General features: G+C 65.2%; 13 protein-coding genes and 1 pseudogene. 4 read left to right on the forward strand and 10 right to left on the reverse strand.

Features of this window, described 5'->3' with window-relative positions:
• Positions 1–172: 172 nt before the first annotated feature.
• From JWQ81_RS44785 to JWQ81_RS04740, 4 genes and pseudogenes are all read left to right on the forward strand, one after another.
• Positions 173–316 (forward strand): annotated as a pseudogene (locus JWQ81_RS44785) (RHS repeat domain-containing protein); the annotation flags it as partial.
• A 12-nt stretch (positions 317–328) separates the two neighbouring features.
• On the forward strand, positions 329–1,363 hold the full coding sequence (locus JWQ81_RS04730) for an RHS repeat-associated core domain-containing protein (RefSeq protein ID WP_297537897.1): 1,035 nt from the start codon (positions 329–331) through the stop codon (positions 1,361–1,363).
• Positions 1,360–1,683 carry a hypothetical protein gene (locus JWQ81_RS04735; RefSeq protein WP_297537898.1) on the forward strand — a complete coding sequence of 108 codons (324 nt, stop codon included), beginning with the start codon at positions 1,360–1,362 and terminating at the stop codon, positions 1,681–1,683. The genes JWQ81_RS04730 and JWQ81_RS04735 overlap by 4 nt, the downstream gene beginning before the upstream one ends.
• 546 nt (positions 1,684–2,229) lie before the next feature.
• Positions 2,230–3,237 (forward strand): recombinase family protein, encoded by a 1,008-nt coding sequence (locus tag JWQ81_RS04740; RefSeq protein ID WP_297537899.1) that lies wholly within the window; start codon positions 2,230–2,232, stop codon positions 3,235–3,237.
• A gap of 172 nt (positions 3,238–3,409) precedes the next feature.
• On the opposite strand, the gene JWQ81_RS04745 is transcribed toward JWQ81_RS04740, so the two are convergent.
• From JWQ81_RS04745 to JWQ81_RS04790, 10 genes are all read right to left on the reverse strand, one after another.
• Positions 3,410–4,393 (reverse strand): PIN domain-containing protein, encoded by a 984-nt coding sequence (locus JWQ81_RS04745; protein WP_297537901.1) that lies wholly within the window; start codon positions 4,391–4,393, stop codon positions 3,410–3,412.
• 44 nt (positions 4,394–4,437) lie between these two features.
• Positions 4,438–7,743, reverse strand: a complete 3,306-nt coding sequence (locus JWQ81_RS04750) for a hypothetical protein (protein WP_297537903.1) — start codon at positions 7,741–7,743, stop codon at positions 4,438–4,440.
• Between the two features lie 94 nt (positions 7,744–7,837).
• Positions 7,838–8,746 (reverse strand): hypothetical protein, encoded by a 909-nt coding sequence (locus JWQ81_RS04755; protein WP_297537905.1) that lies wholly within the window; start codon positions 8,744–8,746, stop codon positions 7,838–7,840.
• A gap of 299 nt (positions 8,747–9,045) precedes the next feature.
• A complete protein-coding gene (locus tag JWQ81_RS04760; protein WP_297537907.1) occupies positions 9,046–10,095 on the reverse strand; it encodes a site-specific integrase in 1,050 nt (349 codons plus the stop codon).
• Complete coding sequence (locus JWQ81_RS04765) at positions 10,095–10,685, reverse strand: hypothetical protein (RefSeq protein WP_297537909.1); 591 nt, start codon at positions 10,683–10,685, stop codon at positions 10,095–10,097. The genes JWQ81_RS04760 and JWQ81_RS04765 overlap by 1 nt, the downstream gene beginning before the upstream one ends.
• 181 nt (positions 10,686–10,866) lie before the next feature.
• Positions 10,867–11,592 (reverse strand): recombinase family protein, encoded by a 726-nt coding sequence (locus JWQ81_RS04770; RefSeq protein ID WP_297537911.1) that lies wholly within the window; start codon positions 11,590–11,592, stop codon positions 10,867–10,869.
• 63 nt (positions 11,593–11,655) lie between these two features.
• Entirely contained in the window at positions 11,656–12,576 is a 921-nt protein-coding gene (locus JWQ81_RS04775; RefSeq protein WP_297537913.1) for a hypothetical protein, read from the reverse strand.
• Complete coding sequence (locus JWQ81_RS04780; protein ID WP_297537919.1) at positions 12,573–14,036, reverse strand: DNA cytosine methyltransferase; 1,464 nt, start codon at positions 14,034–14,036, stop codon at positions 12,573–12,575. The genes JWQ81_RS04775 and JWQ81_RS04780 overlap by 4 nt, the downstream gene beginning before the upstream one ends.
• A complete protein-coding gene (locus JWQ81_RS04785) occupies positions 14,033–15,223 on the reverse strand; it encodes a DNA methyltransferase (protein WP_297537921.1) in 1,191 nt (396 codons plus the stop codon). Before JWQ81_RS04785 ends, JWQ81_RS04780 begins: the two co-directional genes overlap by 4 nt.
• The gene (locus JWQ81_RS04790) at positions 15,220–16,272 is read right to left on the reverse strand and encodes a hypothetical protein (RefSeq protein ID WP_297537923.1); all 1,053 of its coding nucleotides are present in this window, start codon (positions 16,270–16,272) and stop codon (positions 15,220–15,222) included. Before JWQ81_RS04790 ends, JWQ81_RS04785 begins: the two co-directional genes overlap by 4 nt.
• Positions 16,273–16,367 lie beyond the last annotated feature (95 nt).

Consider the following 16,367-nt stretch of genomic DNA (forward strand, 5'->3'; position numbering starts at 1 on the left):
CGAGTGGTACAACACTAATCGCCGACATTCCTCTATCGGGATGATCAGTCCTGTGTGCTACGAGCAATCCCTGACAGGTGCAGCGAAAGCTGCTTAACCCACTGTCCACCGCTCGGGGGGAACCTCAAACCCCAGTTGCAAGAGTCCGCCAGCTGGTGCTACGAACTACACCCTGGACGGCGTCGGAAACAGGACCGTCACCACACCTCCGACTGGTTCGCCAAGTACCTACACCTACGACCAGGCCAATCGGCTAGCCACTGCTAACACCCCATCCGGGAGCGCTAGCTACAAGTACGATGGCTCCGGGCTACGCACCAGTAAAACCGTGGGTAGCACAATATCCACCTTCACGTGGGACGGCGACAACCTCGTCGGCGACGGAACAAGCAGCTACATCTATGGACCGGGCGGCCTGCCAATCGAGCAGATCAACACCGCCGGTACATCGTGGTACTTCCATGACCAACTAGGCAACACCAGGGCCTTGACCAATAGCGCTGGCCAGGTCAGTCGCACCTACGCATACACCCCGTACGGAAAAGTCAGCGGACATACCGGTGCCGCGACTTCACTCCAGTACGGACAGGGTTACACCGATGATGAAACAGGCTTCGTGTACCTGAAGGCCAGGTATTACGATCCCGTCACAGCCCAATTCCTCACCGTCGATCCAATGATCGACACCACAGGGGCACCGTACAGCTACGCGGTCGGCAACCCGCTCAACGCCAACGACCCCACTGGCCAATGGAGCATTTTTGGCGCTGTCGTAGGCGCACTCGTAGGTGCGGTCGTCGCCGTCGGCTTGGTGGCCTCGGTCGTACTCACTGGCGGCATGGACCTACCACTCGTGGGGGCGGCGTTTTACGTCGGAATTGGGGCACTGGTCGGGTACTACGCCGGTGGCATGTACGGGCCGCCGACGCCCGCATCGATGCCGCGGATTCGAAACCCCTTCAGCACCGGCGATGACCCAACACCTGAGACGAAGCCAACCGGTGGCCCTACCGGAGTGCCTCGACCGCCGGCACCGAAACCTGATCAGAACGAGACTGTGTCGCTGTTCAAAGCGCCACCACGGCGCATGGGGGAGTGTATGTACACCCATGGGTTCCAGGCGTCGCAATTCCAGATGGAGGGTGGGGATGACTCTGCATACTTCACGCGAGACCGTAGTGTCGCTGAAAAGTACGCACAGGCCTACGGCGAGGGCGTCATCGAAGTGGTGATGCCCAAGCGTGACTTCGACGCGAAGTTCGCTCGCTACGAGTATGGATATGATGGACACTCGACACAGGTTGTGATCCCGGCGTCGCAAGTGTCACAACTGAACCGGTATCCGAGACATTGGCTGAAATGAGTAGTGTGATGGCACACCCGAAACACCTGGATCCCTCGTGGGATATGCACAAGCCGGGCAACGTGGTGCCTGTTCAGATCACGCCGGGTGAGACCGTTCATGCTGAGGTTGTGTGTCACCATCCCTTTGGGCTGGGTCTGTACTTGCTCGACTATGACACCTACGGTCACGTCAATATCCCCAACGTGGCGGACACCGTTGTTCACGGACCGGAAGAATTTCCGCCGATAGGAGCCCAGGTCTGGGCGCAGAGCTTCGGTATACGAGGGGATGGTCGACAGCTCAACCTCACGATGAAGGGAGTGACCGCACCACGGTAGAACGTCTTCAATCGGCGGTCGTCTCGACTTGATGAAACTGGTGCGGAGTGGAAGGGCGCGCGAGCGATACCATCAGCGAGAGTCGGTTGTCGCGGGCAAGTACTACTCGGTGTATCGCCGGCTAGTGCTGTGACCACACACGTTGGTCAGGCTTCGTGAGGTGCACGTTGCCCCGGCGATGCTGGCGTTGCTTGCGGATGTGTGCGCGTTCAGGAAGCTGCGCAGCGAGGACACCTGGGTGACGACGAGCGTTGGCGTTGCACCACCGTACGTAGCCGTGCAGAGCGCGGGTCGCGGCAGTGTGGTGCGGGTGGTTCGACCCGGTGTCGACGAACTGTTGTGCAGTGGTGCGCGTGCGGTTACTCACGATCTGCCATCTGGGTGATGAGTCTGGTAGCCGACATCATCGAAGGCCGCGTACCGCGTCTCCGGGCGAAAGGCGTCCGGAACGGAAGTGATCGTGTGGCCATGGTGCAGGATGACAACGATGCTCTCAGTCGGTGGGTTGAGCGGCCGCAGCGAGCGGCCACTCGGGAGCCGCCAGACGTGAGCGGAATCCAACTTGGCTTGCGGTTCGCGTTTTACGGCCGTACGTCGACGGTGGAGCATCAGGACCGCTTGTCGTCGCGTGGTTGGCAGCGTGAGGTTGCGGAGAGCGTGATCGCGGGCCGGGGTGCGATCGTGGCGAAGTTCTTCGACGCTGGATGTTCGCGACGTTTGCCGTGGTCTGCGCGACCCGAGGCGGCGATGCCGCTGTCTGCGCTCGTGGGCCCCGATCGCCAGTTCGACGCCGTGGTGGTCGGCGAGTATGAGCGCGCGTTCTACGGTGACCAGTTCATGCGGATGGCGGCTCTGTTCCAGCGCCAGGGTGTGCAGGTGTGGTTGCCGGAAGCTGGCGGGGCTGTGGATCCGGGGAGTCCGATGCATCGGGCCCTGATGACGGTGCTGGGTGCGCAGTCGCAGCGTGAGGTTCTCCGGTCTCGTCACCGGGTGTTGGCCGCGATGCAGGCTCAGGCGGGCGAGCAGGGGCGTTACCTTGGTGGGCGGCCGCCGTATGGGTATCGGTTGGTCGATGCGGGATCTCATCCGAACGTCGCGCACGCTCACTGGGGTCGTCGTCTGCAGCGTCTCGATCCCGATCCGGTGACGGCGCCTGAGGTGAGGTGGATGTTCGAACGCCGGCTCGGCGGTCGCAGCGTGGCGGGTATCGCCCGGGAGCTCAATGAGCGTGGTGTGCCGTGCCCGTCGCATGTTGATCCTGACCGTAACCGGCATCGGGCAGGTGATGCGTGGACGCTGCGTTCGGTCACGGTGATCTTGCGGAACCCTCGATATACGGGGCGTCAGGTGTGGAATCGGCAGCGTACAGAGCGGGTTGGGAGCAGTGTGGTTCATCGATCGAATTCGTCGGATGCGTGGGTAGTGTCGAAGAAGGTCGCGCATCCGCCGCTGGTGTCAAAGCGTGAGTTCCTCGCTGTTCAATGCGCAGGATGCGTGTTCATGCGACTAACTATAGCAGCACGCCGCGCCAATGGCTATCTGGGTTTCAACTGAATCTGCTGGTCAAAGCACTTGTTCTTAATGGTTCGCTACTTGTGGCTCATGAACGATGTGAACCAAGGTCGGTCCGTGGTCTCGGATGGCAAGGTTGGTGACACCTGTGGCCTAGTAAGCACCCCGCCCATGTCGGCTGACTATTGATGCCGATTACCTGAACCGTCGATGTCTATGTGTCTAGAAAGTCCCAGTCGTCGCCAAGTACCCATCGCAACGCAGAGAGCTTTCCGTGCACGAAACCCCATCCCCAGTCGTCCCATGGGCCGACGTTCTCGGCACCGTACCTCTCCTCTATCGCCCGCATGGAGACGCGTACGCGGTCGGCGCCCTCCGGGGATAATGATTCGCGTTCGCCTTCCTCGACCTTCTCTTCATGAATCAACTTTCGCACGTACCAGATCTTGTCGAAGAACTCTTGCTCGGCTTCCAGGATCTCGGGCAATGTTCGCGGCTCCTGTTGGACGGCGGCAGTTTCCTCGGCGATTTCTGTAAACTCTTCACCGAACAGGTCCACCAGGAATGCGAACAGACTGTCAGGATCGAAGAGGTAGTGCGAGCGTTCCTCGTCGAATAGTGGCGTCAGGTCGGAGTGTGGTTGCCTTCGGTCGCCGTTAGGTAGCGAAAAATCTTGATAGTTGGATGTCGCGAATCCGTAGTGGTGGCTGCCCTCGCCGCTCGCAAGTGTCGAGCTGTACAACTCCACAAGTAGGGCATCGGCCACGCTGTTCTTGTTGAGGTGGAAGGGTGCTTTCTTGTCCAGTGCTCGCCGAACGACTCCTGCGTGCTCGGTATCGGTCGGTTCTATGCGTCGGCCGTTGTTGAGCAGGGCGGCGATTTCGGAGAAGTTTTGGAGGGTCCTCGCACTTAGTAGTGGAACGTGGCGTGTCATGTCCTCAAGCCATGGGCGGTGTTCGTCTCCGCCGTACTCGTGAAGGTCACGGCGGAGCAGCCGGAACCGCTCCAGAACGCTGGTTGTAGCTGCGGCTTCCGCGCGTGGCCGGTTGCGCTCGAACTCATCGAGCACGAGCTCAGGGACGAGCAGCTCTAGCTTGCCCTGCGCTGCCAGTACTCGCAGCGGAACGATCCACTGCTGACCATCACGACGTTTGGCGAGGTCAAGCCAGATCGAGGTATCAACGAGTAGGTGAAGCATCAGGATATGGTACCCGGTGCAGCTCAAGGTCTGGTCCTGCCTACTTACCTCTCACCCTGTAAGTCGCGAATATCGTAGCCGTGTCGGAACAGCAAGCTGATGATCGTCGATCCGAGCTGCTGCGCGGATGAATCCGGGCTCTCTAGCCCGGCGGTCACCATGCCCTTGATATTTTCGAGCTGACGTGAAAAGGCCCAGGTCGCTGCACCGTCACGCTCTCGTCTGCGGATGAGCGCTTCCAAGGCTTTAAGGCTGAGAACAAGGTAGGCGTCAACGAGGGTCGCCAGGCGCTTAATGACGTGATCCTCCGTTCCTCCTAGATCGGTTATCGTGAGCACCTCAAGGAGTTGCCGTAGAGCCCACTCGTTGTCAAACACGCCGGAAGCGAACCAGCGGCCGAATCCGCGCAATTCACGGCTTCCGCCGTCCTTCGCATCACGCGCAGCTTCTAGACGGTAGTTCCACAACGATGCCAGTCGTTCCACGTCACAACCGACGCCGTTGACTATGCTGTGGCCAACGAACTCCAGCAAATTTGCCCGCGCAATGTCGGAGACTCGACAGTAGTGTAAGCGAAGCAACGAGTCGTCGTTTAGGTCGAGATCACCGGCCATATAGCGATCCACTAGATGCTTGCCCAGCTCGAACTCCCGGGCGAGCGACAAGCGATCATCAGCACCCGAATGTATCCGCTCGACCGCCAGGCGATAGTGCTGTTCCAGCAGAAGCCAAACCTCGTGATTGAGCGATCCCCAGGACAGGAACCCGGTCCACGCGGTCTCCCACAGAACGAGCGACTCCGGAGCAGCAGGAAAGACGCGGTCGCGGTTTGTAGCAGCCCAGTCGTAGTCAACCTCGACAAGCGCGGCGTAATACTCACCGAAGATCCAGCGAACGCCCTGGCTCGGATCCACCTGCGGATCGAGGTGACGCGCCAGCAACTTTAGGAATACGGACACGTCAGCCTCGGAGTCATTGGACCGCGCCCAGAATGCCCACGCAATCGCGACTCGGATCGCCACTGGGCGGATGGTGTTCATTGACACGCCCTGCAGGCCGAAACCGCCGTCGAGGAGGCGGTCCTCTTCGGAAACCCCTGGCTCTGGATCGGCGACAGCGCTGGCAATGAGGCTCCATATCCCGTCTCTCTCATCCGTCGGCATATCTGCCGACGACAGCCCGATGAGTAGAAGATTGAGCACAGTCATGCGCGCGTCCCGCCACGTCCGAAGTCCTCTGGAAGACGCCGCGAGTTCCGCAGTTGCGCTGGCATCAACCTGCGCGCACAGCTCGAGGACTTCCGGCCAATGCAGTTGGCTGCCTTGGCTTGCTCCGGCGCGCAACCCTTCTAAGATGGCAGCCAAGTAGGTAGGTGGCAAGTCGCTGAAGTCCATCGCGTCGCGTGAACGCTGAGCTGCGTCGTGCTCGATCGCGGCGCTGAGAGAGTCTCGGGGTGTGGCGCCCGCCCAGCCCTGGGGACTATCCTCTAGCGGTTGCCACTCGTTGAGGTAGGCGGCCAGCTCCCTGTTCGGCATGGTCTCGAGCGTGCCTGCTGAGACTGGCGCTGGCTCAACAAGACCACTGCTCGCGTCGCCTGTGACAGACGTCTGTTCAGCAGGCTCGCCGAATTCGTCGACGAGTTGCTGGTAGGTGGTCAGCCACTCCGGCGGCAGTGCAGCGCGCAGGGCGGCAAAGCGGTTGCGCTGCCACCGGCCGTTCCAGGCGTGGATCATCGCTTCTGGCGGTGGTTCGCGGTGAGAGTGGGTGTAGCCGTCGATCCGGTCTTGCAGGTGAGGGCCTGCACTGATCAGCTCGAACAACTGGTCGCGATCCGTCTGGTTCAAGTCCGTGCCCCGTTGGCGGGCTAGGTCGAAATATTCCATGTCGACTCCACGCGCGTGCAGCAGAGCAGGGTCAAGCAAGTGGGAAGCGACCAAAGTGGGTTCATCGCCGCCGCGGTGCGCGAGAACATGGAGAGCGAGACGCTGGAATACCTCTCCAGCGGCGGCGTCGAGCGTATGAATGATCTCCGAAAGCGAGACTTCGCCGACATCGATCAACTGTAGTGCGGTGTCTCGGACGGCAGTCACCAAAGTGTTGGTCGGGTCGAAGTCGTCTTGGAAGGAGTCGCCAGCCACGCTGGGGCGCCAGACCGTGGACCAGTCGGCGCGCCGGGGTCCGACCAGAGCAGGGGACTCGGGGGCGACACTTGCAGACGTGGCTTGGGTAAGCAGGTCGATGAGCAAGGTGATCGTCAGCCGGCCCGCGTCTCGGGCCAATGCTGGAACATGGGAGCGCAGGATGTCAGCGTAGGTGTAAGTGTCCATCTCACCTGCGGACCCACCAACGGCTGGGACCGTGTCTAGCAGTGCGCGAAGCAGGCGAACGGCGGTATCCGGATGCCCGCCGGCCGCGAGGTGCTCGCTCAGCACGCCAACCTGCTGGGGAATCAATACTCCCGGACCGGTCTGGATCTCGTCAATGATGCGGTCCACCAAGCGCAGGCTTTCCTCGACCGGCACGGCCACAGCAATCGAAACGAGGTCGTAGTTGATTCGGCTGTTACGACTGTGTGGGACTTCCGCCGCTACTGCGACCACCTCGGACGGAGCCTCCGGTGCCACGCGTGCCAGGTAGCGCGAATCCGGCCAGAACGGCAGCACCACCGTTCCGTCGTCCTCGTCGATGATCGGGTCGGGAGGTGCCGAGAAAAAGCCAGCCTCGACGAGTGGACCGAGCCATTGAATGCCAGCGCGGTCGAAGAAGTAGCCACGGGCCACCGGATCCGAAGGGATGCGTTGCCGGACCGCTTTCGCGTCATCAGTTGACGGAGTTGGCAACCCCAGCAACGAGTCTAGTCGTTGCCCAACGACAGCCCACTTAGGCTCGAACTCGTCCATCAGCCTTTCCAACAGTGCCTGCATGCCCGCGCAGACGGTCAGGAATTCCTTATCTGCCGGATGAGGTGCGTCGAGGCCGTTGCGGTGAGCCCAGCGGACGAGACGCTGAGGACTGTCAGCGCGTGCTATGCCCATCCAGAACCGGCTGACCGGCTCCTCCTCATCGATGCCCATGGCCTGCAGAGTTGCCTGCACCTTGGCTACATGCCCAGAAAGCTTTTCGGTACCCGGCGGCTGCAGTACGCTCCGGACCGCGCTCTCCACCTCCCGCAGGAGGTGGCCGATCAAGTGCGTTGCGCTGGGTCGGGCTGGCTGCTCAGCCATAAGTTCGCATGCTTCGCGGTAGAGAATGGCTGGACCGGAGCCGACCAGAGTCAACCGTCTTGCTAGACGCTCCTGTTGATCGGTCAACGAGTTGTCCTTGAAACCAGCCACCTGTGACTCGCTCATGACGCTCCTGTCCGGCCAGATGGCAGCTCGTACGTAGAATCAGCAGGTTGTGGCGTAACTGCTTGACCAGGAAGACGGTCTTCGTGGGTCCGGCTCACTTGGTGGAACGTTCCACAGGTTCGCGGCTGAAATCGTCGGGGTCCGGGAAGTCCGGCAACGGGCAGGCGACCAAAGCCGCAATCGCGGACACCGCTGCAGACGCGGTCACGCGGTCCCATTGAAAAGTCTTCGCAAGTTGATCGCCGTGCGCCGACGGACTGGCAAATGACTGGACGGCAGACTTGAGCAACGCGAAACGCTGGCTGTATGTGCGATCGAGCGCTTTGACGCTGAGCAGTGCTCGTTCGGTCGGCGCCCCCGGCATAGATTCAGTCAGAACATCGAGGGCTTTGCGCGCCTCGGTAACCGCGTCCGCGTAGTCACCGTTGTTGATCTTTCGGATTGCCCCGCGGAGGTGTGATCCCATCGTGCTGTCGACAGACCTGGTCAACGAGATCGGGACGACGACCGCCAGGGAGGTGCCACTGCTGCTCTGTTCAAGGAGCCGGACCCACGCTTCACGAGCCATCTGGACTGGGGCCTGAACGGTAGCGGCGGGCCACCGTTCATCGGCCGATGCTCCACTCGGCAAGCTAGGGTCGTAACCGATGATTGCATTGACGTCGAAGGAAAAGTTCAGGTCGCCGTCCGCGCGGCGCTGTTCGAGCACAGCAAGCTGCTCGTCGCTGACGCTGACGACGAGTTGTTCCTGAAACGGCACGTCGTAGGTGACGACAGGCTTGTCTGTCGTCCACGGACCAACCCAGTCCGTACGGTACTGGCCGAGCCACAAGTGGCCGGTCAGTCCGACGACGACGCCCTTCGGGACCGTCCCGCGGGTATCGAAATTCAGCGGGAAGCACAGCCGGTGTCGGCCGGCGCCAGGCTGAAGCATGGTCGGCTGACCGACTGTGATTGACAGGTGCCGGTTGCCACCGAAACGGAGCAGGTGGGTCAAGTCCATTACACAAGGGTACTCAGGGCATGTGAGCAACAGAGTCGAACACGGCCGCGGCGACCTCCCTGCCAAGTGGCGGCATCCGACTGCACCGTACCGGGACGGTGCACCTCCGCGTCCTGCTTCTCCATTCAGGCAGTATCCTCCGTAGGCTGGCAGCACCGATGCTGCGCCACGCTGTCTCGTCCGCGTGAGTAGTCGCCAGACATCGGTAATGGTGTGGGGGTTTCGGACGTTCGTCGATCGTTGTCGTTCCGGTGCTTGGTGAACTCCGGTGCTGCCAGCTGGACGGATGTGCTGAAGTCCTATGCGGCATAAGGCTGGATCCACTGTTGGGGTCGTGGTTCATTGTCCGCCGCGAGCGGGTGTGGTTCGCCGGTAAGTCCGGCCAGCGCGGCGGCGACCTCCTGAACGTCTGCTCGCACGTATGTGGATGTTGTACCCGTGTCGCTCTTGCCGTTGTGTCCAGCGTAGGCGCGCGCGACCGCGTAGCCGAAGTTGCGCTCGACCCACGTGAGCGTCGTATGGCGAAGCCAGTGCGTGCTGATGCCCTGCCTCGCAACCCAAGGAAGATTCTTGGCTAGGCGTTGCCACAAGTAGTCGTAACGGCGGGCGGAGATCGGACGGCCGTTCCGATATCGCAGCAGTTGGTCACCCGGATGGGCGCCCCGCTCCTGGCCATGGGCAACGAGATGGCGCATCAGTGTCGGAGACACCGGCTGCCAGCGCACCGTCTCACCCTTCTCGTGTAGAAAGATCAGACACTGCTCGATATCCAGGTCGTTTGGCCGAAGTGCGAGCGCGCCGCCTCGGCGGCACGCGGTCTCGGTGTGCAGCCGCAGGAGAAGCAAGTCGAGTTCAGGATCGTTGCCGGTCGCCCCGGCGGTCTCGTTAACCTCAGCCAGCCGAGCGTCAGGCAGTGCGCGCCTGGTGCTGGCAAGCCGCCTGGGCTTGGCGACCCGGGTAGCTGGGTTGTCCCCGTCGGCGAGGAGCCCGTCAGCCACAGCGTGTCGGTACATGCACCGTAGGGCGGCGATCAAGTGCTCAGCTGCGCTTCGTCCGCCTCGTGAGTTCTTTCGGACGACGACCTGCAGCTTGACATGTTCTGCTAGCTGTTTGATCTCCAGCGGGGTCGGTTCGTCGATTCGCCGGTCACCCCAGACGTCGATGATGCGTCGCCAGTAAGTGTCGTAGACGCGGCGTGTTCCGGGTGGAACGGCGTCTGCGACCCGTGCGATGTAATCGCGGATCGTAGGGAGAGTTTCACTGTCGCGGGAAGCCTGGAGAAGCTGCTCGGGGCTGATCCCGAGGCGCGTGAGTAAGAGCCGGGCAGCCTCAATGTCTGCGTCTTTCATCAGGCCGCCTCGCTTCGCAGGGACTCGTGGTACGCCTGCACCATCGCATCGAGTGCTGAACCCGAGTAGGCGGCCAGAAGGCCGCGATCGGGATAGGCCGCGACCAGGAGCCGCGCGCCAGCTTGAAGGCGGCAGGCGTGGCGAATTGACGCGGAGAGTTGAAGGTGGCCTTGGCGCGTGACGGTGTCGGGGCCGTCAGACCGTCTGCCGATGATCAGGACGCCTCTGATTGCCCCGAGGGAAACCCGTGCCTCGGGTAGCCAGCCAAGGATACGGAGCGGGGATCGGTCGGCGAGCCGTCCGTGGGCATCCATCGCGGTTACGGTGTAGTGCACCTCGCTCCGAGGTGAATGTTCGAGGAGACGCGCGACTGGCAGCCCCTGCGGCTGTGACAAGTACGTCGGCTTGTTGGGGGCCGCGGCCGGCGTCACGTGCTCGCCGACCACGTCGGGGCTAGGTCGGGCCGTCGGCAGGCTGAGCTGTGGGTGCGGGTTGATGCAGTCGATGAGCTGATCCAGTCCTGTCGGTGTTCGGCGTCCCCGCCCCACGGTCGCCCGGGTGCCGGCGCCTTGTTTGTCGTTGACTGCCATCTCGGTGGCTTCTTTCGTACTCGGAGGATTGTTGCTGCGCGAGGTGTTCCGCGGTTCTCGCGGAGCCCGTATGACGGATCAGGGGTCGGCGCTGGCCGTCAACTACCATCACGACGAGCTGGTGCGACTGTGCGAATGCCGGGCGGCCGTAGGGCGGGTCTGCGGATAAGTTCGTACGTGGCTAGGCTGCGCGTCCGTGGCGGACGTCGGACGGCGTCGTAGCACTCGAGTGCGAGTTCGCAGTGGCGAACTCCTCCGCCGTGATCAAGGGCGGATGTGCCCGCTCGCTTGACCACACCCACTGGTCCCGCGGAACCTGTCGGCCGTGGTGACTGCGTCCCCATACCTGGTATCCGGTGTACTTCGGATTGTGGAGGATCGCCCGTAGCGCCGTACTCGTCCAGACGCCCGGCTGCCCGGTGTCATGGTTGAGCGGCGGAGGGTAGCGCGACTCGGTGAGGCGCTTCCGGATGTCCTCGAGAGCGAGTCGCTCCATGCCCCGCCACATGAAGACCATCTTCACGACGGCTGCCTCGACCGGCTCTATCACCAATCGCGTCCGCCAGCGTGGCCGTTGTCCTTGTAGGGCGATTCGCGCGCGTTGTGAGCGGTAGCCGTAGGGCACCGCTCCGGTGTTGAAGCCTGCGCGTACGAGATCTTCGGACGCGCGGCGGGCCTGGGTGAGGTTGACGGCGTGATAGTCGCGCAGCGTCTGCGGGTAGACCGGCGGCAGCGTGTTCAACTCGTCGCCGACCGGATTGCGCAAATCGGTTCGCCTTCGGCGCTGCGAGCGGAACAGTTGGGTGGTGCGGACTGCCAGACGCTGAGCAGGCGACGTGCGACCAGCGGTCGCGGCCCACCGCGGAACCTCGTCGTCGGGGTCAACTCGTTGGGTGTTCGCAGGCATCGTGGATCTCCGTTCAAGTGGCCGCGACGCGGCTGTGAGAGGTACTGCGTTGTGAGCGCGGGGTCAAACCGCGCGGCGGTCATCGACGGAGCTGCCGGAGCGGCAGGACCACGGCGAGCACCCGTCCGGGTCGGCCGCGTCCGCTGGGTCGGCGATGACGAGCCGCGGGTGCCGCTGGGCGGTAGCCGGCGGGTCGAGGTTGACCTGATCGAGCGGTCGGCAGGAACGGTGCAGGAAGTACTGCCCGCGCAGGTGTTGGCCTTGTTCGGTGGCGTGGGGGTACCCGTCGCGGATGGCCTTGTCGAACTCGACCGCCTCGGTCCATCCGGCGGGGTCGTTGTCGCGGATCCACCGCCAGCCGGCGTTTCCGTGGAAGGGACACCCGATGCAAGCGGACTTGACGGTGTGCCCGAATCCGCTCTCGGCCAGGTACTCGGCGCAGCGGGTGCGGTCCCAGCCCAGCTCGATCAACGGGAACACGTTGCGCAGGTACTTCACGCCCGAGTCCTTCGCGCGGGTGAACTCGTCGGTGCTGATCCCGATGGCTTGCTCGACGTACACGTCACGCGGAACGCGGCGCGGATGGGGATAGCCGAGGAGCTCGCGTGCCGCCTTCTTGAGGGGCGAAATTTTGTACTCGCTCGTGCATTGCCTGCGTGCCAGGCCTCGGGAGCCGTCGGGGTTGAGGACATGCAGTGGCATCGACACGAACCGGTGGGCCGGGTCGAGTGCGTCGTCGCGGATGTTGCCCGCCGAGACGGTGCGCACCAGGATGTCGAACTTCTCGGCGTGCGCGTGCAGCCGTGCGAGGTTCTCGTAGACCGCGTGTGGTTCCCAGCCGGTGTCGGCGAACAGGGCGACATCGAAGCGGGGAATCACGCCTTCGCACGCCAGCAGCAGCACGGCGCTGCTCTGGACCCCGGCACCGAGCGAGAGGCACCTCAACGCGGGGCGGGATTCGGGTGGCGAGTCGGGGCTGGTCATGCTGCGTTCGCCTCCTGCCCGTGTCCGGGGAGATGCCTGTCGCCGGCGTTGTCCAGGACTGCGGCGAGGTCGGCGAGCAGCAGACTGACCGCGTGGGTGGCTTGTTGTGGCACCACTCCGTTTCCCAGGGCTCGGAGCATGGCCGTCCGCGGCAGCGGCAGACTGGTCACGTGGCCCGGCTCGAGCCCTTGGAGCCATTCGACGAAGGCGGGCGCCAGCACGGGCCGGCCGTGCGTGCCCGGCTGTGTGGGAAAAGGTGCCGGTCGCCCGAGCACTTGTTCCCACCGTCGCACGGCCGGCGTGTAGTCGCGCCAGTCCACCTCGGAGCAGGCCGACGGCGACGAGGCTTCCGGAACGGCGACGGTTACGAGGTGCCGTCGTGCGCGCTCGGGGCGAACAGTCGCATCACCGCCGAGGGCAGCATTAGGTCGCCTTTGGAGCCCCGCTGCGCCGGGCAGCCCTTCGTCCCGTCGGTCGCCCGTGGTGTCGGCAGGAACGCCTCGGGGTCCACCAGCGGAAGCACTTGCTGCGACAGCGGCGGCCGGAACCCCGCGCTCGCCCGGCGTCCCGCCGAACCCGTGTCCGACGCCCTCGGGGTCGGCAGCAGCCGAGCCTCGTCGGGCAGTGACGGCCCACCGCGCTGAGTCCTGTGGGTGCAGTTCTTCGCATCCGACGCGGTGGGTGTCGGCAGCAGTTTCATCACCGCGTCCACCGCGTCGTGGAGGTTCACCTGGTGCCCACCGGCTCGACGCCGTGCCGGGTCGGCTGGCCCCCGGTTGTTGCCATCGCGCGCCTGCGGTGTCGGCAGCATCCGGGCGGGCAACGCTGCGTGGCCAGGCGAGCAGGAACACCCTTTCGCGTCGGTGTGCCGCGCCGATGTCGGCGGCGCGGACGCTACGCCAGAGCGCGTCATACCCCGCTTCGGCCAGGTCGCCGAGTACACGGTGGAGACCTCCGCCCTTCCAGCGAAGCGCGGCGACGTTCTCCACGACGCACAACGCGGGTCGTAGTACGCGAACGCCTGCCACGATGTCTGCCCACAGTCCACTGCGTTCGCCTTTCTCGATACCGACGCGCCGCCCGGCGGCGGAGATGTCCTGACACGGGAACCCGGCGGTGAGCACCTCGACCGGCTCCACAGCGGTCCAGTCGATCGCGCGGACGTCGCCGAGGTTCGGGACGCCGGGCATCCGCTCGGCGAGGATCCGGGTGATGTGCGGGTCTGGGTCGGCGCACCACGCGATTCGGCCGCCGCCGAGCGCGGCCAGCACGCCGAGGTCCAGTCCGCCGTAGCCGGTACACACCGACCCGATGACCGGACCCTGACTCGCCGCGACCGACACCGGTTCTGGTGGGGTGGCCGCCCGCACCGCCCCCGCCGCCGCCATCGAGACGGCGACGGGGGCGAGGGCGGAGTGGTGCCCCGATTCGCGCGGCGCGCGGCGCGGTCGGGTGCTCATGCCGCCCAGCTCTGCGACACGTTCGAGTCACCCGTCGGGTTCCCGGCGGGTCGCGTAGGGTCGCTGACGCTGCTTCGGGATTCCGGAAGTTCAGTCGAGATTCCAGAACCTGCGCTCCTGCGCTGTGAGGTCCTGAAGACCAGCACGTCCTCGTGCGCGATCAGGTGCAGGGGCAGTCCGGCCTCGCGCTGTTTGCGGATGAAGTCGCGCTGGAAAAAGGACCCGCGGGCGACCAGGTCGTGCTCGGCGGCCCGCGCGAGCAGCGCCACGCACCGCTCGACGGGGACCAGCCCGGCCTGCCGGCCGCAGGCCAGGATCTGCGAGGGCAGGTCGATCAGCTCGGCGTGCTCACGCCACGGGCGGATGGTGATGGCGATGTGCCCACCTGGGCGCAGGTAGCCGGCCAGCCCGGCGAGGATGCGGGTGAACCCGGCGAGCAGCCGGTGGTGGCCGATGTTGGCGAGGTTCCCGCGGTCGAGGGTGTTGCCGTAGAGGTGGTGGTACTTCTGCACCCCGCCGCCCGGCGTGACCGACACCTGCCCGTGCGTCGACGGCCCGTACGGCGGCGACGTGACGACGAGCGCGGCCTGCCCGACGTACTCCGCCGGCAGCAGGGAGGCGAGCTGGCGGGCGTCGCCGTGGAACACCCGCGCGTCGTGGTCGACCCCGGCCTCGCGGGCGAGGTCGAGATTGGCGCGGGCGACATCGACCCAGTGCGGCTCGTACTCGATGCCGACCGCCCGGCGCCCGGCGTGCACGGCCTCCACCAGTGTGGTGCCGATCCCGCACATCGGGTCCAGCACGAGATCGCCGGGCTCCGTGTAGTGGGCGATCGCGTGCGCGGCGACGGCCGGGAGCATCTTCGCCGGGTGCGCCGTCGACTCGGGCGTGTAACGGTTCTTGCGCTGCGCGGCAGGGGAGGTCTGCGCGGTCGTCCACACCGACACCGGCAGGTTCTCCTCCTCGCCGTGAGCGCTTCCGGCGCACGGGTCGAGGTCGTCGATGACCGTCTGCGGGATGCGCTGGGTGGTGTCGGGCACGGTGTCACCGGAGGTCTCGGCGGCCTCGTGCGTGGTGGCGGGGGAGTCGTCGTTGAGCGTGTGCGGCGAGTGGCCGTCAGCCATGGGAGTGCCTTCCTGGCGGCGGTGTCCGGGGTGGGCGGGGTTCGGGACCGAGGCGGTCGTCATCGCAGGACCCCGGTCTCGAACGCCGCGCCGGCCGGACCCGGGCGAGGCGGTTCGTGGTCATGCGGATTGGCGAACACAAGAACGTCGGAGTGGATGCGCCGGTGCGGGGCGGGCAGCCCCCGCGACTCGGCGCGGTGCCGCGCGCGGGCGTCCTGTTCGGCCGCCGGGCCGTCGGGTTCGGGAGCGAAGTCGCCGTCGCGCACCGGCGCGTGCAGGGCGACGATGTGCTGGAGGTAGAGCAGGTCGGCGTTCTGCGCCGAGGCCACCACCGGCCCGCTCGGGTCGACCAACTCACCCCGAGCCCAGTCACAGTGCGTGAGTACGACGAGGATCCCGCCGAGCCGCAGCAGGCGGGCCGCGAGCAACGCCACGACGTCGCCGCCGCGATCACCGGAGTGCTCGGGACGCAGGCTGGTGACGATCAGGTCCGCCTGCTCCGCACCGGCCGAGGCACCGTCGAGGACACCGCTGTCCACACCCGAGGGCGCCGGCTCGCAGAAGGCCGCCGGTGCGCGGTCGGGACCGCCGACAAGGTCGGCCCAGAACGGCTCCGACGCCGGACCCGAGGCACTCGGATCCACCGCGACGCGCACGACACGCCCGGTCCGGTCCAGTCCGTCGACCGTGTCGAGCGCGCCGGCGAGTTCGGCGTCCGGCTCGGTGCCGGGAGCGTGGTCGATCACCCCGTCGGCACCCACCGCGGCGAGCCGGGGACGGTGCTCGGTGCCCGGCCACGGGAGCAGCACGACGCGCGCGCCGGGGACGCTGAACGAGGTGACGATCCTCGCCAGGATCGGCGTCGGCCAGGCCGCGTCGAGGTCGATCGGGACCGGGCCGGCCGTCCACACCGTCGCCGGGGTCGGGGTGGACTTCGAGCCCCGCGAGCGTGCCTTCGCCCCGGCCGAGGCGGGCCGCGCAGGGCTGACCCGGGTGGTGGTCGAAGCGGTCGGATAGGGGCGGCGGTCGCCGCCCCGGCGGGTGGCCGGCGGGCGGGTGGAGTCGCTGCGGCGGCGCGGTCCGCGCGGGGATGACTGGGCGGGCTGGGTCACGGGTGTCCTCCGTCAAGCAGGTGATGCGCCGGCGTCGATGCGAGGCGCTGATGACATCCCTGAACTCCGAAATACGGGCACCTGGGGGACAGCCG

The organism is Amycolatopsis sp. (assembly GCF_025464955.1).
Taxonomy (GTDB): domain Bacteria; phylum Actinomycetota; class Actinomycetes; order Mycobacteriales; family Pseudonocardiaceae; genus Amycolatopsis.